General features: G+C 72.6%; 19 protein-coding genes and 1 pseudogene. 8 read left to right on the forward strand and 12 right to left on the reverse strand.

The features are described from left to right. Positions 1 to 27: 27 nt before the first annotated feature. From ACIPYW_RS11730 to ACIPYW_RS11755, 6 genes are all read right to left on the reverse strand, one after another. Entirely contained in the window at positions 28 to 1,371 is a 1,344-nt protein-coding gene (locus tag ACIPYW_RS11730; protein ID WP_400413676.1) for a glycoside hydrolase family 125 protein, read from the reverse strand. 34 nt (positions 1,372 to 1,405) lie between these two features. Then, positions 1,406 to 2,452, reverse strand: a complete 1,047-nt coding sequence (locus ACIPYW_RS11735) for a Gfo/Idh/MocA family protein (protein WP_400413678.1) — start codon at positions 2,450 to 2,452, stop codon at positions 1,406 to 1,408. 36 nt (positions 2,453 to 2,488) lie between these two features. After that, entirely contained in the window at positions 2,489 to 3,484 is a 996-nt protein-coding gene (locus ACIPYW_RS11740; RefSeq protein ID WP_400413680.1) for a Gfo/Idh/MocA family protein, read from the reverse strand. 119 nt (positions 3,485 to 3,603) lie between these two features. Then, entirely contained in the window at positions 3,604 to 4,992 is a 1,389-nt protein-coding gene (locus ACIPYW_RS11745; protein ID WP_400413683.1) for an extracellular solute-binding protein, read from the reverse strand. After that, complete coding sequence (locus tag ACIPYW_RS11750; protein ID WP_400413686.1) at positions 4,989 to 5,897, reverse strand: carbohydrate ABC transporter permease; 909 nt, start codon at positions 5,895 to 5,897, stop codon at positions 4,989 to 4,991. The genes ACIPYW_RS11745 and ACIPYW_RS11750 overlap by 4 nt, the downstream gene beginning before the upstream one ends. A gap of 5 nt (positions 5,898 to 5,902) precedes the next feature. Further along, positions 5,903 to 6,907, reverse strand: coding sequence for a carbohydrate ABC transporter permease (locus ACIPYW_RS11755; protein ID WP_290131943.1), 1,005 nt, complete (start codon positions 6,905 to 6,907; stop codon positions 5,903 to 5,905). Between the two features lie 121 nt (positions 6,908 to 7,028). On the opposite strand from ACIPYW_RS11755, the gene ACIPYW_RS11760 reads away from it, so the two are divergent. After that, on the forward strand, positions 7,029 to 8,273 hold the full coding sequence (locus ACIPYW_RS11760) for an ROK family transcriptional regulator (protein WP_400413689.1): 1,245 nt from the start codon (positions 7,029 to 7,031) through the stop codon (positions 8,271 to 8,273). A gap of 94 nt (positions 8,274 to 8,367) precedes the next feature. After that, the gene (locus ACIPYW_RS11765; RefSeq protein WP_400413691.1) at positions 8,368 to 9,171 is read left to right on the forward strand and encodes a DUF1684 domain-containing protein; all 804 of its coding nucleotides are present in this window, start codon (positions 8,368 to 8,370) and stop codon (positions 9,169 to 9,171) included. 106 nt (positions 9,172 to 9,277) lie between these two features. Here the strand turns inward: ACIPYW_RS11765 and ACIPYW_RS11770 are convergent, their stop codons facing one another. Beyond that, entirely contained in the window at positions 9,278 to 9,820 is a 543-nt protein-coding gene (locus ACIPYW_RS11770; RefSeq protein ID WP_400413693.1) for a histidine phosphatase family protein, read from the reverse strand. 329 nt (positions 9,821 to 10,149) lie between these two features. On the opposite strand from ACIPYW_RS11770, the gene ACIPYW_RS11775 reads away from it, so the two are divergent. From ACIPYW_RS11775 to ACIPYW_RS11790, 4 genes are read left to right on the forward strand one after another with little or no spacing between them, the layout of a single operon-like run. Continuing rightward, on the forward strand, positions 10,150 to 11,379 hold the full coding sequence (locus tag ACIPYW_RS11775) for an LLM class flavin-dependent oxidoreductase (RefSeq protein ID WP_400413696.1): 1,230 nt from the start codon (positions 10,150 to 10,152) through the stop codon (positions 11,377 to 11,379). Further along, the gene (locus ACIPYW_RS11780; protein WP_400413699.1) at positions 11,376 to 12,740 is read left to right on the forward strand and encodes an NtaA/DmoA family FMN-dependent monooxygenase; all 1,365 of its coding nucleotides are present in this window, start codon (positions 11,376 to 11,378) and stop codon (positions 12,738 to 12,740) included. Before ACIPYW_RS11775 ends, ACIPYW_RS11780 begins: the two co-directional genes overlap by 4 nt. Then, positions 12,737 to 13,882: an LLM class flavin-dependent oxidoreductase gene (locus tag ACIPYW_RS11785; RefSeq protein WP_400413702.1), complete on the forward strand. Its 1,146-nt coding sequence runs from the start codon at positions 12,737 to 12,739 to the stop codon at positions 13,880 to 13,882. Before ACIPYW_RS11780 ends, ACIPYW_RS11785 begins: the two co-directional genes overlap by 4 nt. 35 nt (positions 13,883 to 13,917) lie before the next feature. Further along, positions 13,918 to 14,400 (forward strand): dihydrofolate reductase family protein, encoded by a 483-nt coding sequence (locus ACIPYW_RS11790; RefSeq protein ID WP_400413704.1) that lies wholly within the window; start codon positions 13,918 to 13,920, stop codon positions 14,398 to 14,400. Positions 14,401 to 14,422: 22 nt separating this feature from the next. Here the strand turns inward: ACIPYW_RS11790 and ACIPYW_RS11795 are convergent. From ACIPYW_RS11795 to ACIPYW_RS11810, 4 genes and pseudogenes are all read right to left on the reverse strand, one after another. Continuing rightward, positions 14,423 to 14,709: pseudogene (locus ACIPYW_RS11795) on the reverse strand (VOC family protein); the annotation flags it as partial. Positions 14,710 to 14,815: 106 nt separating this feature from the next. Continuing rightward, positions 14,816 to 15,829, reverse strand: a complete 1,014-nt coding sequence (locus tag ACIPYW_RS11800; protein ID WP_400413707.1) for a transporter substrate-binding domain-containing protein — start codon at positions 15,827 to 15,829, stop codon at positions 14,816 to 14,818. Between the two features lie 96 nt (positions 15,830 to 15,925). Continuing rightward, positions 15,926 to 16,699, reverse strand: coding sequence for an amino acid ABC transporter ATP-binding protein (locus ACIPYW_RS11805; RefSeq protein ID WP_400413710.1), 774 nt, complete (start codon positions 16,697 to 16,699; stop codon positions 15,926 to 15,928). Then, positions 16,696 to 17,949 (reverse strand): amino acid ABC transporter permease, encoded by a 1,254-nt coding sequence (locus ACIPYW_RS11810; RefSeq protein WP_400413713.1) that lies wholly within the window; start codon positions 17,947 to 17,949, stop codon positions 16,696 to 16,698. Before ACIPYW_RS11810 ends, ACIPYW_RS11805 begins: the two co-directional genes overlap by 4 nt. A 165-nt stretch (positions 17,950 to 18,114) precedes the next feature. Here ACIPYW_RS11810 and ACIPYW_RS11815 point away from each other — a divergent pair, with 165 nt between their 5' ends. Next, positions 18,115 to 18,366: a DUF4287 domain-containing protein gene (locus tag ACIPYW_RS11815; protein WP_400413716.1), complete on the forward strand. Its 252-nt coding sequence runs from the start codon at positions 18,115 to 18,117 to the stop codon at positions 18,364 to 18,366. Between the two features lie 50 nt (positions 18,367 to 18,416). Here ACIPYW_RS11815 and ACIPYW_RS11820 read toward each other — a convergent pair whose 3' ends face one another. Next, positions 18,417 to 19,415: an acetylxylan esterase gene (locus ACIPYW_RS11820; protein WP_400413718.1), complete on the reverse strand. Its 999-nt coding sequence runs from the start codon at positions 19,413 to 19,415 to the stop codon at positions 18,417 to 18,419. Between the two features lie 121 nt (positions 19,416 to 19,536). On the opposite strand from ACIPYW_RS11820, the gene ACIPYW_RS11825 reads away from it, so the two are divergent. Next, entirely contained in the window at positions 19,537 to 20,505 is a 969-nt protein-coding gene (locus tag ACIPYW_RS11825) for a hypothetical protein (protein ID WP_400413721.1), read from the forward strand. The last annotated feature ends 6 nt before the right edge of the window (positions 20,506 to 20,511 follow it).

A 20,511-nucleotide genomic window follows, 5' to 3' on the forward strand; every position in this document is an offset into this window, starting at 1 on the left:
GCGGGGTCGACCCGTGCCTCCCGGCCGTCAGGTGGTCGCCCTGGTGGCGGACGAGACCCGCGCGATCGACGCGCCCGCGTCCTCGGCCACCGCGAACGCGAGTTCGCAGAACATCGCGTCCGCCCACGAGAACCACGGCCGTGAGTACGCCGACGGGTCGTCCACGTCGAAGGACTCGTGCATGCGTCCCGTGCCCGCGTCCGTCGCGAGCAGCAGGTCGAGCAGCTCCCGACGGCGTGACGGCGTGCCGGTGAGCCCTTCGACCGCGAGGGCGATCGGCCACACCCGGCCCGGCTCGGTGTGCGGGCTCCCGATGCCCGCGGCGGCCGAGCCGCTGAACCAGTACGGGTTGTCCGGCCCGAGGACGAACGTCCGGGTGGCGTCGGCGACCACCGGGTCGAGGACGTCCGGCGCGTCGAGCGGCAGGGACAGCAGCGACGGGGTGTTCGCGTCGTCCATGAGCACCACGCCGCCGAGACCGTCGACCTCGTAGGCGTAGACCTGCGTGCCCGGATCACGCGGGTGCGGGACGACGCCGTGCTCGGCCACGCCGCGCAGGATGCCCTCGCGGAGCGCGACCGCGTCGGCGGCCAGCACCGGGTCCGACCAGACGTCCGTCGCGAGCGCCGCCAGGTCGCCGAGCGCCGACGCGGCGTGCAGGTTCTCCGGCACGTTGTAGCCGTACGTGCAGGCGTCGTCCGAGGGGCGGAAGCCGCACCACGTCATGCCGGTGACGGCGACCGGGGTGCCGCGGCCCTCGCGGACGAGGGTCTCGGTCGGCTCGGGCGCGTCCCGGACGAAGCGGTACGGCGACCGGTCGTGGTCGGTCTCGAGGCGGAGCTGGTCGACGATCGTCCGGGCGACCGCGTGTGCCTCCGGGCCGAGGTGCTCGGTCCGGCCGGTCGCGCGGTGGACCGCCGCGGCGAACTGCACCGGGTAGGCGAGGCTGTCGACCTCGTACTTCTGCTCCCACACGGTCGGGTCGTCGCACAGGTCGCGGTCGTCGTAGTGGGCGCCGGTCGGGCCGCGGTTGAACGCGTTGGCGTACGGGTCGTGGGCGATGCTGGCGAACTGCCGTCGGACGACGGCGACGAGGACGTCGGCGAGCTCCCGGGCAGCGGGGTCGCCCGGGGACGCCGCGGCCACGAGCCGCAGGTACGGGAGCATCTGCGTCGTCGAGTCGCGCATCCACATCGCCGGGATGTCCCCGGTGATGACGAACGCGGTGCCGTCGTCGTCGATCGTGATGGTGTCCTCGAGGGTCCGGCGGAGGGCGTCCTCGACCAGGTCGCCCGCGCGCTCGCCGACGCTCGTCCGGACGGCGTCGGCCGCAGTCCGGAGCAGCGCGGCGACGCCCGCACCGACGATCACGGCGACCCCGGACGGTCGGCGCGGTCGCGGGCGGTCACACCGACACCGGGCGGTCGGCCGTGCGGACGGGGGCGATCGTGCCGGTCCGGGCGCCCTCGTAGGCAGCGAGGATCATGCCGAGGACCGCGAGTCCCTCGCGCTCGGTGTGGATCGGCCGGGTGCCGTCCCGGAGGCAGGCGCCGAACGCGGCGATCTCGGCCGAGAACGTGTCGACCTCGTCGAAGGTCACGGTCTCGCTGGTCGTCGGTCGACCGCCCGCGTCGCGCAGGTCCCAGCGGAGGGTCATGCCGTCACTCGTCAGCGACCCGAGTTCGCCCACGACGCTGAACCGCTCGGTCCCGGCGGCCGGCTCGTACGCCCAGCTCGTGACGAGCTGCCCGACCGCGCCGTTGTCGAAGCGGAACAGGCACTGTGCCGAGTCCTCGCCCTCCATGAACGTGAGGCGGTGGGTGGAGAGCATCGCGGTCGCCGACACCGGGACACCGCCGGCGAGGTGCATGAGCAGGTAGCTCGGGTGGTAGCCCGTGTCGATGAGCTCGCCGCCGCCGCTCGTCGACGCGTGTGCCCGCCAGCCCATGTTCGACGGGTCGAACTCGTTCCGGAACGAGTCGGTGGTGCGGACCTCGTACACGGTGCCGAGTGCGCCGCCGTCGATGAGTTCCTTGGCCTTCGCGACCGCGGGCATGAACAGCTGGTTGTGGGCGCACATGAGGGTGACGCCGGCCTCGCGGACGGCGGACTCGACGTCCGCGGCCTCCTCGGGCGTGAGGCAGAGGGGCTTCTCGCAGAGGACGTGCTTGCCGGCCCTGGCAGCGGCGACGATCGCGTCGCGGTGGAGGTGGTGCGGCAGGCAGATGTCGACGGCGTCGATGTCCGCCCGCTCGAGCATCTCGCGGTAGTCGGTGAACGAGGGCACGCCGAGCTCGGTGCCGCGGGCCTCGGCGGTCGCGGGGACCGCGTCGGCGACGGCGCCGATCGTGATGGTGTCGGCGTGCTCGCGGTACCCGTTGATGTGGAAGGTGGCGATGCCGCCGCCGCCGATGAGGCCGACGCGGATCGGGGTGGGGAGGGAGGTGGTCATGCGTGTGCTCCGGTTGGTGAGGGTCGGGGGCGGGGATCAGGCGGCGACGGGCGTCGCGGCGGTGGGGGCGGTGGCGGCGCGGTTCGCCGCGACGACGAGCCGCGTGAGCTCGATCGCCCGCGCGACGTTGTCCTCCGCCCGGGTGCCGTCGTGCACGTGTGTCACCCACTGCGTGAAGGCGTCGGGGGCGTCGTCCGGCACCGGCAGCTCGACGGTCTCGCCGCCGTACCCGGGCCCGCCGGCGGTGAGGCGGTTCCCGTCGTCGGTGTACGAGACCCGGCCGGTGGTGCCGAACAGGTCGATCGTGAACGGCGTGCCCGCGACGAAGCCGGCCTCGATCACCCCGATCGCCTGCGACGGGTAGCCGACCGTCACGACCGCGTGGTCCTCGACGGCACGGCCGGTGACCGAGCGGTACACGGCCGACACGGAGTCCGGGGCGGCGCCGAGGAACAGCTGCGTCAGGTAGACCGGGTGGCAGCCGAGGTCCGTCAGTGCGCCGCCGATCGCCGTCGCCGGGTCGAAGAACCGCTCGGGCAGCCACGGGGCGATCGCGCCGTCGTGCGAGAGCCGGACCCGGGCGTACGTGAGCTCGCCGAGTCGGCCGCCCGCGATCTCGTCCCGGATCGCCGTCGTGTACCCGTGGTACAGCCGGGGCAGGGAGACGACGAGGGCGACGCCGGCCTCCTCGCAGGCACGGACCACCGCCTCGCACTCCTCGACGGTCGGCGCGAGCAGCTTCTCGGTGAAGACGTGCTTGCCGGCGCGCGCCGCGCGGGTGATGACGTCGTGGTGCACGTCGGTGGAGGTGGTGATCGTCACGGCGTCGACGTCGTCCCGGGCGAGGAGGGCGTCGAGGTCGTCGGTGTACGGGACGCCGAAGCGGTCGGCGCCCTCGCGGCCGCGGGCCTCGTCGTCGTCCCAGACGGCGACGAGTTCGGTGTCCGGGTGGTCGACGGCCTGCTGGGCGTAGTCGCCGGCGTGGACGTGCCAGAAGCCGAGGACGGCGACGCGGAGGGGGGCGGTGGGCATGCGGATGGTCCTTCTCGGTTCGCGGTGGTCGGTGGGTCCGGCCCGTCGGGCGCGGGCGGGCAGGCGCGTCGTTCCGGCCTGGAGGCACGGGGCGCGCCGCACGGGCGGGTGGCGGTCCGCTAGATGCGGACCTTGTCGTAGTCCTTCGGCAGCTTGAACGGCGCGTAGGTCTGCATCATCGGGTCGACGCGGTTCTGCGCCCGCTCGACGGCTTGCTCGGGTGTCGCGGTGCCGAGGAGCACGCTCGAGCGTGCGTCGGCGAGGGAGTCCCACCAGGCGCCGCCGACGGGCAGCGGTGGGCGGCAGGTGCTCGCGGTGATGGACTCGACGAAGTAGCGGATCGACTTCGCGGAGCCGTTCGGGTCCTCGAGCGCGGCGATGTTCGTCGGCACGCTCGTCGCGGGGACCATGTAGGTCTCCTGGCCGCGCTTGCCCGTGAAGTACTTCATGAGCTCCCACACCGCCTTGGTCTTCTTCGATCCCTTCGGCAGGCAGAGCGCGAAGCCGCCCGACCAGGTGTACTTCGGGTCGCCCTCCTTCTGGACGGGCAGGTACGCGGTCGTCCAGTCGAGGTCCTTCGGTCCGTAGTTGTCGAACGTCTGGATGGTCGACGGCACGCTGACCATGAACGCCATGCGGTTCGCGAGGAACGCGGTCTGCCCCGGCGGGTGGCCGGTGGGCTCGTAGGTCGCGATGAAGGTGTCGGCGTCGCGGTACCCGTAGCGCTTCGCCCACTCGGCGTAGAAGTCGTAGATGCCGCGGACGCTCGCGGAGTCCATCGTCATCCGGGAGTCCTGCTGGTCGTAGTAGGACGCCCCGAGTCCGAGGCCCCAGGTGAACGGCCAGCCCTCGCCGTACCAGGGCAGGAGCCCCATGTGCGTGTAGTCGCCGGCGGACTTCTTCGTGACCTGCTGGCTGACCTCCCACATCCGGTCCATCGTCACCGGGCCGTTCTGCTCCCAGTCGAACTCGTCGAGGTCCACCCCGGCGTCCTTGAGCATGGTGCGGTTGACGAACATGCCGCGGGCGTCGGTGTCGTGCGGCAGGCCGTACGTCTTGCCCTCGTAGGAGACCTCGCCGACGGCGAACCCGAGCCACTGCGACAGGAACTCCTCCTTCGACTGGTCCTCGTACTCGGCGATGAGGTCGTCGATGGGTTCGATGAGCCCGATCGCGGCGTACTGCGCGGCGCTGAACCGGTCGAGCAGCCACAGGTCCGGAGCGGTGCCGCCGCGGACCGCGGTGATGATGCTCGTCGCGTCGCCGGTGCCCTGCGACGGCACGACGTCGACGCGGACGTCGACCTCGGGGTGCAGCTGCTTGAAGTGGTCGATCACCTTCGTCTGGAAGGGGACGAACGTGCCCGTGACGCCCCAGAGCGACACCTGGTTCGGGTTCGAGGACCGTGACCCGGTCGCGCACCCCGCGGCGAGCAGCGCGAGGGCTCCGGCCCCGGCCGTGGCGGTCGCCCCGCGGAGGAAGGAACGGCGGCTGAACGCGGAGGTCATTTGAAGCTCCCGATCTGGACGCCCTTGAGGAACGTCCGCTGGAACACGAAGAACAGGATCACGAGCGGCAGGATGATGAGCACCGAGGCCGCCATCAGCTGGTTGAACTGGAAGTCCTGCGAGTTGTTGAGCCGGAACACCTGCAGACCGATCGACAGCGTCTGCACGCTCTGGTCCTGCAGGTAGATGAGGGGCCCGAGGAAGTCGTTCCACGCGCCGACCGCGGCGAAGATGCCGACCGTCACGAGCGCCGCACGCGCCTGCGGGAACACGATCGTCCAGAGGATCCGCCACTCCGACGCCCCGTCCATGCGGGCGGCGTCGAGGAGGTCCTTCGGGATCTGCAGCAGGAACTGCCGGAGCAGGAACGTGTAGAACGCCGACCCGAACAGCGCCGGTACCACGAGCGGCAGGAACGTGTTGATCCACCCGAGTCGCGCGTACAGGTCGAACATCGGGATGAGCGTCACGGGGAACGGGATGAACAGCGTCGCGAGCACGACGTAGAACAGCCGGTCGCGGCCACGCCACTCGATGCACGCGAACCCGTACGCGATGACGAGGTTCGACACGACCGAGAACACCGTCACGAGGACCGTGATGATCAGCGTGTTCCGGAAGAACGTGAAGAACGGCATCGCCTGCACCGCCTGGGCGAAGTTGCCCCAGTCGAGCCAGTGCGGGAACCAGGTGGCAGGGAAGGTGCCGAGCTCGGTGTTGCCCTTGAGCGCCGAGATGACCATCCAGTAGATCGGGATGAGGAAGAGCACGCTCATGGCGATGAGCACGATGCGCGCCGTGATCGACGACCAGACGGACCGGACGGACCCGTCGGCGTTGCGGGACGCCCCGCGATCGCCCTTCGCGGCAGCGGTGGTGATGGACTTCGTCACTTCGGTGGTCACGTCGGTCACTCCCCGGTCACGTCGTAGTTCACGAACCGCTTGGACAGCCAGTAGACGAGCCCCGAAAGGATCATTCCCGCGAGGAACAGCAGGACGGCCATCGCGCTCGCGAACCCGAGCTGCGCGTAGCTGAACGCGTTCTTGTAGAGGTAGAGCATGTAGAACAACGTCCCGTTGTCCGGCGACCCGAGGCCTCCCGTCCCGGACGAGATCACGTACGCCTCCGTGAAGACCTGCAGCCCGTTGCTGATCCCGGTGATGAGGTTGAACAGGATCACGGGGGAGAGCAGCGGCAGCGTCAGTGCGAAGAACTGCCGCACCGGACCGGCGCCGTCCACGCGGGCTGCTTCGTACAGCGTCTTCGGGATGCCCCGCATGCCCGCGAGGAAGATGAGCGCGGCGTTCCCCGCACCCATCTGCGCGAGGGCGATGATCACGAGCTTCGCCGTGGTCGGGTCCCCGAGGAGGTTCGTCGCCGGGACGCCCACGAGCTTGAGCGCCTGGTTCACGAGTCCGGTCTGCGGGTTCACCAGCACGACGAAGATGAACGCGAGCGCGAACGTCGGGATGAGCGACGGGATGTACAGCGCCGTCCGGTACCAGCTGATCTCCCGGACGTCCTGGTTCATGGCGATCGCGATGATGATCGCCACCACGATCCCGACCGGCACCGCGATGACCGCGTAGAACACCGTGTTGCCCACCGCGGTGTGCACCAGCGGGTCGATGAACGCCGCGACGTAGTTGCCGAACCCGACCCACGTCGCGCCCTGCATGCCCGAGTAACGGGTCAGGCTGATCGCGAAGGAGTACACGAGCGGGTAGCCGATGAACACGAGCACGCCGACGATCCACGGGGACACGAACGCGAGCCCGATCCGCAGGCGGCGCTTCTCGGCGGCGGTCCACGGGTGCTTCTCGCGGTGGCGTCGGCCGGAACCCGCGGTGGTGATGCTGCGGGTCGTCGGCCTCGGAGGTGCTGCGGCCCCTGTTCGTGTCGTCGTCGTCACGAGCGTCCTCTCGGATCCCGGACCACCTCGTCGTGGCCTCGGTCGAACTCGAGGTCCGCCCGACCGGATCGGTTCAATCCAATCGATTGACAAAACCTCTCGAGCAGCGATGCTAGGGAGCATGGAGCAGCCCCGTCAACCCTCCCGGCGCACCGTGCTGCACGGTGGAACGACCCACGGCGGGACGAACATCGCCGACGTCGGCACCCGGAACCGCGCCCTCGTGCTCGACCTCGTCCGCCGCACCGGGCCCGTCCAGCGGGTCGCACTCGCTCGTGGCACCGGCCTCAGCGCGCAGACCGTCTCCAACATCTCCGCACGGCTCGTCGCCGAGGGACTCGTGCGCCAGGACGAGGACCGGGCGCTCGCCGTGGTGCCCTCGGCGCGGACGGGCATCGGCGTGCACCTCGACCCCGCCGCGTTCGAGGTCGTCCTCGTCGACCTCTCCGGGACGGTCCTCGCAGCGGAGCACCACGACCTCGCGGCGAGGACGGCGCCCGGCGCGGTGCTCGACGGGATGGCGGCGGCGGTCGGACGACTCCGAGCCGAGGCACCCGGGCAGGTCGTGGACGGGGTCACCGTCGCCGTCCCGGGCCCGATCGACACCGTCTCCGAGCGGCTCCGGACGCCCGCCCAGCTGCGCCCGTGGTCGGCGTACCCACTCGCCGCCGAACTCGCCGCACGGACCGGCGCCGAGGTGCACCTCGAGAAGGACGCCATCGCCGGGGCGTTCGGCGAGGCCTGGACGACACCGGAGCGAGAGGACCTCGTGGCGGTGCACCTCGGGAGCGGGGTCAGCGCGGCAGCGGTGGCCTCGGGCGAGGTCGTCCGGGGCGCGACCGGCAACGCGGGGGAGTTCGGCGGCATGCCCGTCTACGCGCACGGTCGGTGGACCGCGGTCTGGGAGGCCTGCCAACCGCTCCAGCAGGTCCGGCGCGCCGTCTCCGCCGGGGTGCTCGACGCCGAGGTCTCCTCCGACGACGCCGCGGCCGTCCGCGCCGCCTACGCCCGGATGTGCCGGGAACCCGCGGCCGCCGAGCTCGTCACCGAGGGCGGCGCAGCCCTCGGATCGGCACTCGCCCACGTGGTCGAACTCCTCGACGTGCCGCGGGTGACGATCGGCGGCAGCGCGGCCGTCCTCGGCGGCGAACCCTTCCTCGCGGCGGTCCGGTCGCGCCTCCGGGACCGCCTGCCCCGCGGGCCGTTCGCCGAGGTCACGTTCTCGACCGCGGGCGTCGTCGCCGTCGCGCGCGGCGCGGCGTGCTCCGCCATCGCGCGGAGCCTCGCGACGGCGCCGCGCGTCCCGGCGGTGCGGCAGCGGACGGGAGGCACGGTGCACGCCCGCAGCATCAGCCACCCCTGGTGAGCGACGTGCGTCGGGCAGGTGGGTCGTGCCTCCAGGACGGCGCTGTGTTACCGGCCGCGTCGCGGTCGCAGCCCAGGCGTCGTACGGTCGCTGCATGACGACCTCGACGACCGCCCCCTTCGCCGCCGACTGGACCACCTGGCACGACGCACACGAGGCCGCTCGGTCCGCGCCGCACGGGTTCCTCGCGATCACGAGCATCCGGTGGCTGCAGGCCGAGCCCGAGCGGTTCGAGGACGCACCCGGGGCGTGGTCGACCTCCGAGGACGGGCCGGTCGTGGCGCTCGACCCGGGGCAGTCGATCGAGGTGGACGGCCAGGTCGTGACCGGCACGCACCGGTTCGGGTCGCTCGCCGAGAGGTCCGGCGTCGACGCGGTGTGGCACGACGGCGACGAGACCGTCGTCATCGAGGTCGCACGGCGCGGCGGCAGCGACATCATCCGGCCGCGGCGCCCCTCCGCCCCGCTGCGCACGTCCTACCGGGGGACGCCGGCGTACGCGCCGGACCCCGCGTTCGCCGTCGAGGCAGGCTTCGAGCCGTTCGGCGAGCCGCGCAGGGTGACCGTGGGATCGGTCGTCGACGGCCTCCAGCACGTGTACACCGCGCCCGGCGTGCTGCACTTCGACCTCGACGGGCCGCGGACGCTGACAGCGTTCAACGGGTACGGCGACGGGCTGCTCGTGCTGTTCACCGATCGGACCTCGGGCGTGACGACGTACGCGGCGACGCGGAGCCTCGACGTGCCGGCGCCGGACGCCTCGGGCCGGACGACCATCGACTTCAACCGTGCGACGAACCTGCCGTGCGCCTACACGCCGCACGCGACCTGCCCCCTGCCGCCCGCCGAGAACCGCCTCGACGTCGCCGTCGAGGCCGGCGAGCGCCTGCCCGCGTAGCGGCGCCGCGCGCGGAGCCGAGCCGCAAGCCCGAGACTCGGCTCCGCGGACACTTTCGCGGAACTCCGCCCGCGAAAGTGTCCGCGGGCGCGAGCCTCGGCGCGCGTCAGGCCGGCAGGGGCAGCCGCTGCCAGTCGGTCGTCGCGCGCCACGACACCGGGTCGAGCATCAGCACGCTCCCCATGCCCGGCTGCTCGGACGTCCTGGCGATCGGCCTGCCGGACAACGACGCGAGGAGCAGCGCACCCACCGCACCGTGCGACACGAGCACGACGTCACCGGCCCCGGCGTGGGCGCGGACCGCCGCGACGATCCGTTCCTGGGCGTCGACGGCCCGTTCCCACCCGCGCACCGACTCGGACGGCCGGGCGAAGAACGCGTCCACGACGGCGTCGAACTCGTCGGACGGCAGGTACCCGGTCGCACTCCGGTCGATCTCCCCGAGGGCCGGGTCCTGCTCCACCGGACGGCCGCCGGCGACGAGCTCCGCGGTCTCGACGGCCTTCCGCTCGGTGCTCGCCACCACCCGGGAGGCCGGTGCCCGCCAGGCCCCGGCCCGCGCGCGTCCCACGGGGGAGAGCCCCCACGACTCGATCGGTGCGGCCGGGTCGACGACGGGCTCTGCGTGCGTGACGAACCAGACGGTCATGCTCCGAGCCTCGCACAGTGGCGCCGTGGGGCTCGTGCGGCGCCGCCCGGGTCTCGGCGTCAGCGACGTCCCTCGCGGCCACGGCCCCGAGGGCGGTCGCTCACCCCGAGACTCGGCGCGGCTCGATACCCGGCGCGGCCCGAAACCCGGCGCGGCCGGTGACGCCGCCGCGCGCCGCCCGCCCCGTGACGGTGCGCGACACCGCCGCACCACCGCTCGCGTCACACGACGCAACGTCCGGTCACGTGCGGCAACACCGGTCGTGGGCAGTGCGGATCCGCCGTAGCGTCACGGCATGACCGACGCCCAGCACCGCCCGGAGGCGCCCCGTGCCTGACCGCACCACTCTCGTCACCGCCCTGCACGGCGCCGGCTGGCACCCTGCCGCCTGGCGCGTCGCCGGTCCGACCGCGACACGGCTGAGCAGCCTCCGGCACTGGCGCGACCTCGTCGTGGAGCAGGACCGTGCGGGCACCGACGCCGTCACGATCGAGGACTCCTTCACCGCCGGTCCCGCCGACGCGACCGGCGACCTCGACACCTCGACGGTCGTCGGACACCTCGACGCGCTCCTCGTCGCCAGCGCGGTCGCCCCGGCGACGCGCGCCGTCGGGTTGGTGCCGACCGTCTCGGTCACGCACACCGAACCGTTCCACGTCGCCACGGGCCTCCAGACCCTCGACCACGTCTCGCTCGGCCGCGCCGGCTGGCGTCTCCAGGTCAGCCCGTCGACGCGCGAAGCCGCGCTCTTCGGCCGCCGCCCCGGCGGCGAGACCACCGAACACCTGTTCGCCGAGGCCCGCGAGGTCGCCGAGGTCGTCGGCCGCCTCTGGGACAGCTGGGACGACGACGCGATCATCCGCGACGTCACCACCGGCCGCTTCATCGACCGCGACCGCATCCACGGCGCCGCGTTCATCGGGGAGCACGTGTCGGTCCACGGCGCGTCGATCGTGCCGCGGTCGCCGCAGGGACGGCCCCCGGTGTTCGCCCTCGCGCACCGCGCCGACGCCGCCGCCTTCGCCGTCGACGCCGCGGACGTCGTGCTGGTCACGCCCCGACTCGACACGGACGCACGGTCCGGTCTGACGGGACGACCCGGCCTGGAGGCGCGACCCGCCCTGGAGGCGCGACCCGCCCTGGCACTCGTCCGAGACGCCGAGAAGGCGGCCGGGTCGGACCGCGAGCGTCCGGTCCTCGCGGACGTCGCGGTGCTCCTCGGGTCCTCGGCGGCGGAGGCCGCCGACGACCTCGCCGCGCTCGACGCCGCGGCCGGTGCGTCGTACACCGCGATCTCGGACGCAACCGTGCTCGCGACGACCGTGCCCGCGCTGGTCGAGCACATCGCCGAGCTCCGCGCGCTCGGGTACGCCGGTGTCCGGCTCCGGCCGCTGCGCATCCCCGAGGACAGCACGGCGATCGCCCGACGCCTCGTGCCCGCACTCGTGACGGCCGGTCTCCGGGCCGACGTCGCCTCCCGTCCCACCGCCGACCTGCGGACGCGGCTCGGCCTCGCACCCGCCGTCAGCCGCCACGCCACCGAAGGGGTCCCCGCATGAGCCGCAAGCGTCAGGTCCACCTCGCCGCACACTTCCCGGGGGTCAACAACACCACCGTGTGGAGCGACGATCGTGCCGAGAGCCAGATCGCGTTCTCGTCGTTCGAGCACTTCGCCCGGAACGCCGAGCGCGGGTTCTTCGACTTCCTGTTCCTCGCCGAGGGGCTGCGGCTCCGCGAGCAGAAGGGCCGCATCCACGAACTCGACGTCGTCGGACGGCCGAACACGCTCGCGGTCCTCGCCGCGCTGGCCGGCGTCACCGAGCACATCGGTCTCGTCGGGACGCTGCAGACCACGTTCAACGAGCCCGTCGAGCTCGCGAAGCAGCTCGCCACGCTCGACCACCTCACGGACGGCCGGGCCGGTTGGAACGTCGTGACCAGCTCGGACGCGTTCCACGGCGCGAACTTCCGCCGGGGCGGGTTCCTCGACCACGCCGACCGGTACACGCGAGCAGCCGAGTTCGTCGAGCTGTCCCGCGAGCTCTGGGACTCATGGGAACCCGACGCCGTCGTCGCCGACGTGACCGCCGGACGGTACGCCGAGCGCTCCCGCATCCGCGACGTCGACCACCACGGCCCGCAGTTCGACGTCGTCGGGACCTTCCCGGTCCCGCGGAGCCCGCAGGGGCACCCGGTCGTCGTGCAGGCGGGCGACTCCGACGAGGGCCGCGACCTCGCCGCGCGGCACGCGGAGGTGATCTTCTCGCTGCACACCGAGTTCGAGGACGCGCGGGCCTTCCGCCGGGACGTCACCGCACGGCTCGAAGCCGTCGGCCGGACCGAGGACGAGCTGCTCGTGCTGCCCGGTGCGACGTTCACGATCGGCGACACCCCGGCCGACGCCGAGGAGCGGTCCCGGGCGATCCGACGGGCCCAGGTCAGCCCGGCCACCGCGATCGCGTTCCTCGAACAGGTGTGGAACCGTGACCTGTCCGACCACGACGTCGACGGCCCGCTGCCGACGGTCGACCCGGACGTCGACGCCGACGCGATCACCCGCGGCCGGGTGCGGCACGTGCGGGACCCCCGCGCGACGGTGCAGGAGTGGCGGGACCGCGCCGCTGCGGAGCACCTGACCACCCGGGAGCTCGTCATCGCGGTGTCGACCCGCGGTGGCTTCGTCGGCACACCCGACCACCTCGCCGCCGAGATCGACCGGTACGTGCAGGAGCGGGCGTCCGACGGGTTCGTCGTCGTGCCGCACACGAACCCGTACGGCCTGGACGAGTTCGTCGACCGCGTCGTGCCCCTGCTGCAGGAGCGCGGGGTGTACCGCGAGTCGTACGGCGACGAGGCGACGCTCCGGCAGACCCTCGGCCTGCCGGGCACCATCACCCAGCGTCAGGTGGTCCCCGCGTGAGCGCCACCCCGCTGTCGGTCCTCGACCTCGTCCCGGTGCCGTCCGGCTCGACCGCCGCGGACGCCCTGCACGCCACCGTGGACCTCGCCCGCGCGGCGGAACGAGCCGGGTACGCCCGCTACTGGCTGGCCGAACACCACCTCAACCCCGGGGTCGCGGGCAGCGCGCCGAACATCGTCATCGGAGCCGTCGCGGCCGCGACCTCGACGATCCGCGTCGGCAGTGCCGCGACCCTCGTCGGCAACGTCCGTGGGCTCCAGATCGCCGAGGCCTTCGGCACGCTCGCGGCGCTGTACGGTCCGCGCATCGACCTCGGGCTCGGTCGCTCCGGCGCTCCCGTGCCCGGCACCCCGAAGCCGCCGGCACCCGCGCCCCGCGGCGACGAGGTCGTCGACGGCCTGCTCGTCCCGGCGCCGTACGCCTTCCGCGTCGCCCCCGGCTCGCGGTTCGCGTTGCAGGGGGAGCTGCTCGGTCGGGTGCCAGGGGACGTCGAGCGATTCGCCGACGAACTCGCCCTGGTCCGCGCGCTCTTCGCCGGGGACCACACCGTCGACGGAGCGGTCGTGGAGGCGCCCCCGGCGTCCGGCGCACCGGTCGAGCTGTGGATCCACGGGTCGACCGGCGGCGAGAGCGCGCGGATCGCCGGATCGCTCGGCCTGCCGTACGGGGCGAACTACCACTCGTCGCCGGGCACGGTCCTCGACTCCGTCGCCGCGTACCGGGCGGCCTTCCGACCCGGGGTGCTCGCCGCGCCGCACGTGATCGTCTCCGCGGACGTCGTCGTGGGCCGCAGCGCCGACGAGGCGGACGACCTCGCGCTCGGCTACGACCGGTGGGTGCACTCGATCCGCTCGGGTGTCGGCGCGATCCCGTACCCGACGCCGGACGAGGCGCGGGCGTACCCGCTCGACCCCGCGGACGCGCCGTCGGTGGCCGACCGGGTGGCGACCCGGTTCGTCGGTACCGCGTCGTCCGTGGCCGACCAGCTGGACACCCTGCGCCGGGTCACCGGGGCGGACGAGCTGCTCGTCACGACGATCACGCACGACCACGCCGCGCGGGTCCGCTCCTACGAGCTGCTCGCCGAGGAGTGGGCGCTCCGGACGACCCACACACGAGGAGACGTCGCGGTCCCCGCCTGACGGACGCGTGCATGATGGGCCCCGGAGCGGAAGGGATGACCGATGCAGGCGCCGCGTACATCCTCGAGGCATGGCGTCGTCCGGACGCGTTCCTGCTCGGACGGCGGACCTACGACCTCTTCGCGTCGCACTGGGGCTCCCGCACCGGCGACCGCGGCTTCGGTGACGCCATCAGCGACAAGCCGAAGTACCTCGTGTCGAACACCGTCACCGAGCCGCGGTGGGCGGGGACGACGGTGCTCTCCGGGGACGTCGCGGCCGCGATCCGGGAGCTGAAGGCCCGACCGGGTGGCGAGCTGCTCGTGGTCGGCAGCGTCGCCCTCGCGCGGTGGCTGCTCGAGCAGGACCTGGTGGACCGGATCGACCTCGTGCAGTTCCCGGTGCTCGTCGGTGAGGGACGACCGTTCTTCCCGGTCCCAGGGCACGACCACGCCCTCGAACTGGAGTCCCAACGGGTCTTCGACACCGGGGTCGTCGCGCACACCTACCGGGTCGGCGGCCGGCCCGAGTACGCCTGAACCGTCCGAGCCCGCCCGGGAGTCAGGCGGGCTCGTCGGCGGGGTGCATCCAGAACGGCGACCAGTGGTACCCGTCCGGATCGTCGAACTGGCGCTGGTACATGAACGGGTACTCGTCGGTGTCGCCGATCCGACCTCCGGCGGCCCGGGCACGTTCGACGAGGTCGTCGACGGCCTCGCGGCTGGCGAGGTCGAACGACACGGTGACCTTCGACGGCGTTCCGGCCCGCCGACGAGGTCGTCGGTGCCGCCGACGCTCGCGTACGCGGCGCGGGAGCTCAGCATGACGAACTGGTCCGGGGCGATCGCGGGCAGCTGATGAAGCGGCTCATGCGGCCGATGCTCGCGCGGTCCGTGGCACACGTCAACGCCCCCGTCGCCGATCGGCGACGGGGGCGCGGTGACGCCGAGCGGATCAGCTGTTGTCGAGCGGGAGCCCCTCGGGGTTGACCTCGGAGGTCTTCACCGACTCGTTCGACAGGTTGTACGCCTTGAGCCACTTCGCGTAGGTGCCGTCCGCGATGAGCTCGTCGATCGCCGCGGCCACGGGCTTCGCGATGCCGCTGTCCTTCTTCGTGGTCGCCGCGATGAGCCCCTGCAGGGTCGAGCCGGCTCCGGAGTACGTGCCCGCGGTCGTGGTCGGCTTCGCGGTGCCCTTGCTCTGCGTGTTCTGGTACGCGATGGTCGGGTTCGGGCCGAAGTAGCCGTCGATCTTCCCCGAGTCGAGCGCGAGCTTGATCGCGTTGCCGTCCGGGTAGTACTTGATCGTGAAGTCCTTCCCCTTCGCCTGGAGCTCCTTCTGCCACTCGAGCAGGATCTTCTCCTGGTTCGTCCCGGAGCTGACCGACAGGGTCTTGCCGGCGAGCACGGACGGGTCGCCGTCGAACTTCCAGGCCGTCGACGCGAGCACCTGGAACGCGAGCTCGTCGCGGCGGTAGGAGGCGAAGTCGTACTTCTCCTTGCGCTGCTCGGTGACGGTGATGTTCGAGAAGCCGGCGTCGTACTTGCCGCTGTCGATGCCGACGAAGAGGTTGTCCCACGTGGCGTTCTGCACGTCGGCCTCGAGTCCGAGCTTGGCGGCGACCAGACGGCCGAGGTCCGGCTCGGAGCCGGTCAGCGTCTTCTGGTCGTCGCCCGTGAACGCGAGGGGCGGGAATCCGGACGGCAGTGCACCGACGCCGATGGTCAGCTTGCCGGACTGCTTGACCGCTGCCGGGAGCTCGTCGTGGAGCTTCGTGTCCTTCTGGACGGTGAGCTTCGTCTCGGTGGCCGCGCCGTTCGCGTGCGCGCCGATCGTCACGGTGCCGTCGGCGTTCGACGTGTCGGCCGAGGCGTTCGCCGAGCAGCCCGCGAGGGCGGTGACGACGCCGGCGGCGAGGACGAGGGCGCCGACGCGGTGCGGCCAGCGGGGGAGCGTGGTGGTGGACATGGTTCTCCTGGGGTCGGGTCGGGGCAGTGCGAGACGAGTGGGGTCAGCGCGGGGCAGGGCGGTCAGTGCGCGACGGGTTGGAAGGGGAGGACCGCGTCAGCGGACGCGGGCGAGGAAGTCGCGGGTCCGCGGGTGGCGAGGAGCGTCGATGACCTGGGCCGGCGGCCCCTGTTCGACGACCCGCCCGTGGTCGAGGAAGACGACGTGGTCGGCGACCTCGCGGGCGAAGGCGACCTCGTGGGTGACGATCACGAGCGTCGTCCCGGAGTCGGCCAGCGACCGGATCACGCCGAGCACCTCGCCGACGAGCTCCGGGTCGAGCGCGGAGGTCGGCTCGTCGAGGAGCACGACCGACGGCTCGAGGGCGAGCGCCCGGGCGACCGCGACGCGCTGCTGCTGGCCGCCGGAGAGCTGCCTGGGTCGAGCGTCCCCGCGGTCGCCGAGGCCGACACGGTCCAACAGCTCACGCGCACGCGCGAGCGCCGTCGCACGGGGCACCCCGGCGGCGATCGGCCCCTCGGCGACGTTCTCCAGCGCGGTCAGGTGTGGGAACAGCTCGAACCGCTGGAACACGAACCCGATCCGCGACCGCTGGCGCCGGATCTGCCGCTCGGGGAGCTCCCGGTAGCGTGCCGAGCCGTCGCGACCGGTCCGGAGACGGACGCCGACGGTCTCCCCGCCGATCGTGACGACGCCCCGGTCGAGCGGTTCGAGGTGGTTGATCGCCCGGAGGAGCGTGGACTTCCCGGAGCCCGACGGTCCGAGGACGGCCGTGACGCTGCCGGCGGCGAGCGACAGGTCGATGCCGTCGATGACCCGCAGGTCGCCGAAGGACTTCACGGCGCCGGTGACGGCGATGGACGCACTCACGAGATGACCTTCCCGTCGTTGTCTCCGGACGTGACCACGCGCCGGGCCGAGGCGGCCTGCGCACGGCGATCCGTGCCTCCAGGCCGGCCCCGCCGCACCGCGGCACGCAGCCGCTGGAACGGCGTCGGCGGGAGCGCCCGTGCGGAGCCGCGTGACGTCCAGCGCTCCACGTAGTACTGGGCGACCGACACGGCGCTCGTCAACGCGAGGTACCAGATCGTCGCGACCACGAGCAGCGGGATGATGTCGGTCGGGTAGGTGCTCGACAGGTTCTGGACCACGCCGAACAGGTCGAGCAGCGACACGTAGAACAGCAGCGACGAGGCCTTGAGCAGCCCGACGATCTGGTTGACGAACGCCGGCACGATCGAGCGGAGCGCCTGGGGCAGCACCACCCGGACGAACTGCCGGCGGCGGGAGAGACCGAGGGCCTGCGCGGCCTCGAGCTGCCCGTGGTCGACGGCGAGCACCCCGGCACGGACGATCTCCGACGCGTACGCGATCTCGCTGAGGCTCAGACCGATCACCCCGATCGCGAGGTCACCGAGGACGTTCGCGGTCGGGACCTCCCACTGCGGGCCGAACGGGATCCCGATGCCGATCGTCGGGTACAGCGAACCGAGGTTGTAGAGGAACACGAGCACGAGGATGAGCGGCACCGACCGGAACAGCCACACGTACCCCCACGCGAGGCCGGACAGCACCGGGTTCCGCGACAGCCGGGCGACGGCGACGACGACACCGCCCGCGAAGCTGATCACCGCGCTCAGCGCAGTCGCGACGAGCGTCAGCTGCAGTCCCGTGAGGATCGCCGGGCTGAACAGCCACTTCCCGACCGCGGGCCAGCCCCACTGCTCGTTCGTGAAGAGCGTCTCGACGAAGTTCAGGAGCACGACGAGGACGAGGGCGGCGGCGATCCAGCGGACCGGGTGGCGGAGCGGGACGACGGGACGGTCGAGTGCTGCGCGACCGGCGGCGGTGAGGGCGTCGTCCGCTGGACGGTGCGTGTCGTCCGTCGCGTCGTCGCTGCGTTCCGGCCTGGAGGCGCGGCGCGCGTCCGCAGTGCCCGCCGCGTCGTGGACGCGGGTCGCGTCGTGCTCGCCGGTCGCGTCCGCGCTCGGCGTCGCGTCGTGGACGCGGGTCGCGTCCGCGGTCGGCGTCGCGTCGTGGACGCGGGTCGCGTCCGCGGTCGGCGTCGCGTCGTGGACGCGGGTCGCGTCCCGTCGGGGGACCTCGGTGGTGTCGGTCATGCGGCGACCGTAGGAGGCCTCATCGCACCTCGACAACGGTGGCCGAAACAGTCCGGCACGTGGCGGAACACACCGTCACACGGGTGCCCGACCGTGACGTCGAGTGACGCACTCCGGCGCTGTGCGGGGCTTCTGTGACGCCGTGTGCAGCGCTACCGTGAGCGCATGACCGGACACCGAGTGACCGCACCCGAGCCGCCCGCAGACGGCACGAAGGCGACGGGGCCGCAGTCGTACTTCCCGAGCATCGAGGCGAAGTACGGCCGCCCCGTGCAGGAGTGGCTGGATCTGGTCGCCGCCCGGCTCGACGGCCACCAGCACATGGAGGTCGTGTCCTGGCTCAAGGAGGAGCACGGCCTCGGGCACGGTCACGCCAACGCCCTCGTCGGCTACACCCGGAACGCGCTCGGCCGCTGAGGCGCGTTGGGCGCCGGGCGCCGGGCTGCGCGTGCTCGCTGCGTCTTCCGCTACCCCTCCGCTCGCCCTCGGCTCTGCTCGCCGCGCAGCACGCTCGCGAGCCGGGGAAGCGTCGCCGTGTCCTCGTGTGCGCCGCCGCCCTCGTGGCCGTTGTACTCCCACACCGTGATCTCCTTCGGGCCGGCGTAGGCGTTGTAGGCCGCGTACACCGTGGACGGCGGACAGATCGGGTCCATCAGCGCCGTCGAGAACCATGCCGGAGCCGTCGCACGTGCCGCGTGCAGCGCGCCGTCGAAGTAGGCGAGCGTACCGAACACCTCGTCACGACGATCCCGGTGCACCGCCAGGTAGCGGGCGATCTCACGGTAGGGGTCGGCGTCGGTGATCACCGAGGCGCGGGGGAAGTCGCACAGGAACGGCACCCGCGGGAACACCCCCGCCAGGCCCTCGACGAGTCCGGCGACGGCGATCGCGAGCCCACCGCCCTGGCTCACGCCGAGGACCGCGACCCGGTCCGGGTCGACGAGGTCGATCGCCCGGACGGCGTCGACGGCGCGGACCGCGTCGACCGTGAGACGTCGGTAGTAGTACGTGTCGCGTGACTCGATGCCCCGGGTCATCACGCCGGGAGAGGCCGGGCCGGTGCCGTCCGGGTCAGGCGTGTCACCGACCGACCACCCGGAACCCTGACCGCGGGTGTCCATCACGAGGTGCGCGTACCCGGCCGACGCCCACAACAGGCGCTCGGTCGCGAGCCCACGCCCGCCGCCGTACCCGATGTACTCGACCACCGCCGGCAGCGGAGCGTCGGCCGCGGTCCCCGCCGGCACCGTCAGCCAGCCGCGGACGCGTTGTCCGTCCCAGCCGGCGAACGACACGTCGTACGTGTCGAGCGTCGACAGGCCCGTGTCGACCCGGGACAGCTCGACGGCGCTCGGGTGCTGCCGTGCGGATGCGAGGGTGTCCGCCCAGAAGGCGTCGAAGTCGGCGGGTTCGACGGCGCTCCCGCGGTGTGTGAGGAGCTCGGGGCCGGTGATGTCGGTGTACACGCTCTCGACCCTGGCACGGGTGCGCATCGGTCGCCAGGGAGCCGAACGGACTGTGGACTGCCCGCGCTCCGGGGCTCGCTGTGCAGGACCGGTTGTCGGCGGTCGCTCCTACCGTGGCGACGTGGTCGAACCCGTGGACGCGTGGTGGCGCCGCCGACAGTGGTCGCGTGGCGTCGCGGTACCGTACGCCGTCGGCGAGTTCCGCGCCGCGTGGGAGTCCTACCCGGTGCTCGTGAGGCAGTACCACCCCGAGTGGAACCACGGCGTCGTCCTGACCCAGGTCCCGCCGGCGGCCGAGGTCCTGCTCACGTGGGAGTGCGACGTCGGACACGTCTTCGTCGCCACCCCCGCCGAGCAGCGCGGACGGCCGGGCCGTGAGCGACGCCGGTCGGTCTGGTGCCCCGAGTGCGCCGTGCAGGCACAGCCGCAGCGGTGGCCCGTCCTGCCCGCCGACTGGCCGGCGGCCGTCCCCGCACCCCAGCGGGTCGTGCGGCTGACCGGCCGGCAGACCCTGCCCGCCGCACCTGCTCGGGGTGTCCCGGCCGGAGCGGTCGCGACGTCGCGGAACCGACCCGACCGCAGCGGCGCGCGGCGGACGGGCGAGCGGCGGCCGCCGGTACCGCGCACGATCTGCCCGAAGACCCCGCGCGTCCCCTCGGGTGAGTCGTTCACGAGCGTCTGCGCTCCCGCGACGGCCTCCGCGGTCGAGGCCGAGCTGCGTGCGGCCCTCTCCGGCCGCTTCGACTTCACCTTCGACCAGAACGCGATCCGCCTCGACCGACCGTTCTTCGACCACGTCGAGGCCTGGCCGGACATCGTGCTGCCGGAGCTCCGTGTCGCGATCGAGTACGACTCCACCGGGCGCCACGGCCTCGAGCACGTCGGGCCACGGCAAGAGACCGACCGACGGAAGGACCGTGCCGTCCGCGCCGTCGGCTGGGAGGTCGTCCGCATCCGGACCGGTCGGCTCCCGGCGCTCGGACCGTACGACCTGCAGGTGTCCGGCATCTCCAAGCGGACGATCGAGCAGCTCGTGGACACCCTGCGGGACCTGCGCGGGCCGTTGTTCGTCGACGCCTACGCCCGCTGAGCCGGC

The sequence above is a fragment of the Curtobacterium sp. NPDC089689 genome (assembly GCF_044749145.1).
Taxonomy (GTDB): Bacteria; Actinomycetota; Actinomycetes; order Actinomycetales; family Microbacteriaceae; genus Curtobacterium.

Coding starts and splice junctions, on each gene's coding strand:
- ACIPYW_RS11735 (WP_400413678.1), bottom strand. CDS start 2,452: ATGACCACCTCCCTCCCCACCCCGATCCGCGTCGGCCTCATCGGCGGC.
- ACIPYW_RS11740 (WP_400413680.1), bottom strand. CDS start 3,484: ATGCCCACCGCCCCCCTCCGCGTCGCCGTCCTCGGCTTCTGGCACGTC.
- ACIPYW_RS11745 (WP_400413683.1), bottom strand. CDS start 4,992: ATGACCTCCGCGTTCAGCCGCCGTTCCTTCCTCCGCGGGGCGACCGCC.
- ACIPYW_RS11760 (WP_400413689.1), top strand. CDS start 7,029: ATGGAGCAGCCCCGTCAACCCTCCCGGCGCACCGTGCTGCACGGTGGA.
- ACIPYW_RS11765 (WP_400413691.1), top strand. CDS start 8,368: ATGACGACCTCGACGACCGCCCCCTTCGCCGCCGACTGGACCACCTGG.
- ACIPYW_RS11770 (WP_400413693.1), bottom strand. CDS start 9,820: ATGACCGTCTGGTTCGTCACGCACGCAGAGCCCGTCGTCGACCCGGCC.
- ACIPYW_RS11780 (WP_400413699.1), top strand. CDS start 11,376: ATGAGCCGCAAGCGTCAGGTCCACCTCGCCGCACACTTCCCGGGGGTC.
- ACIPYW_RS11790 (WP_400413704.1), top strand. CDS start 13,918: ATGACCGATGCAGGCGCCGCGTACATCCTCGAGGCATGGCGTCGTCCG.
- ACIPYW_RS11800 (WP_400413707.1), bottom strand. CDS start 15,829: ATGTCCACCACCACGCTCCCCCGCTGGCCGCACCGCGTCGGCGCCCTC.
- ACIPYW_RS11810 (WP_400413713.1), bottom strand. CDS start 17,949: ATGACCGACACCACCGAGGTCCCCCGACGGGACGCGACCCGCGTCCAC.
- ACIPYW_RS11815 (WP_400413716.1), top strand. CDS start 18,115: ATGACCGGACACCGAGTGACCGCACCCGAGCCGCCCGCAGACGGCACG.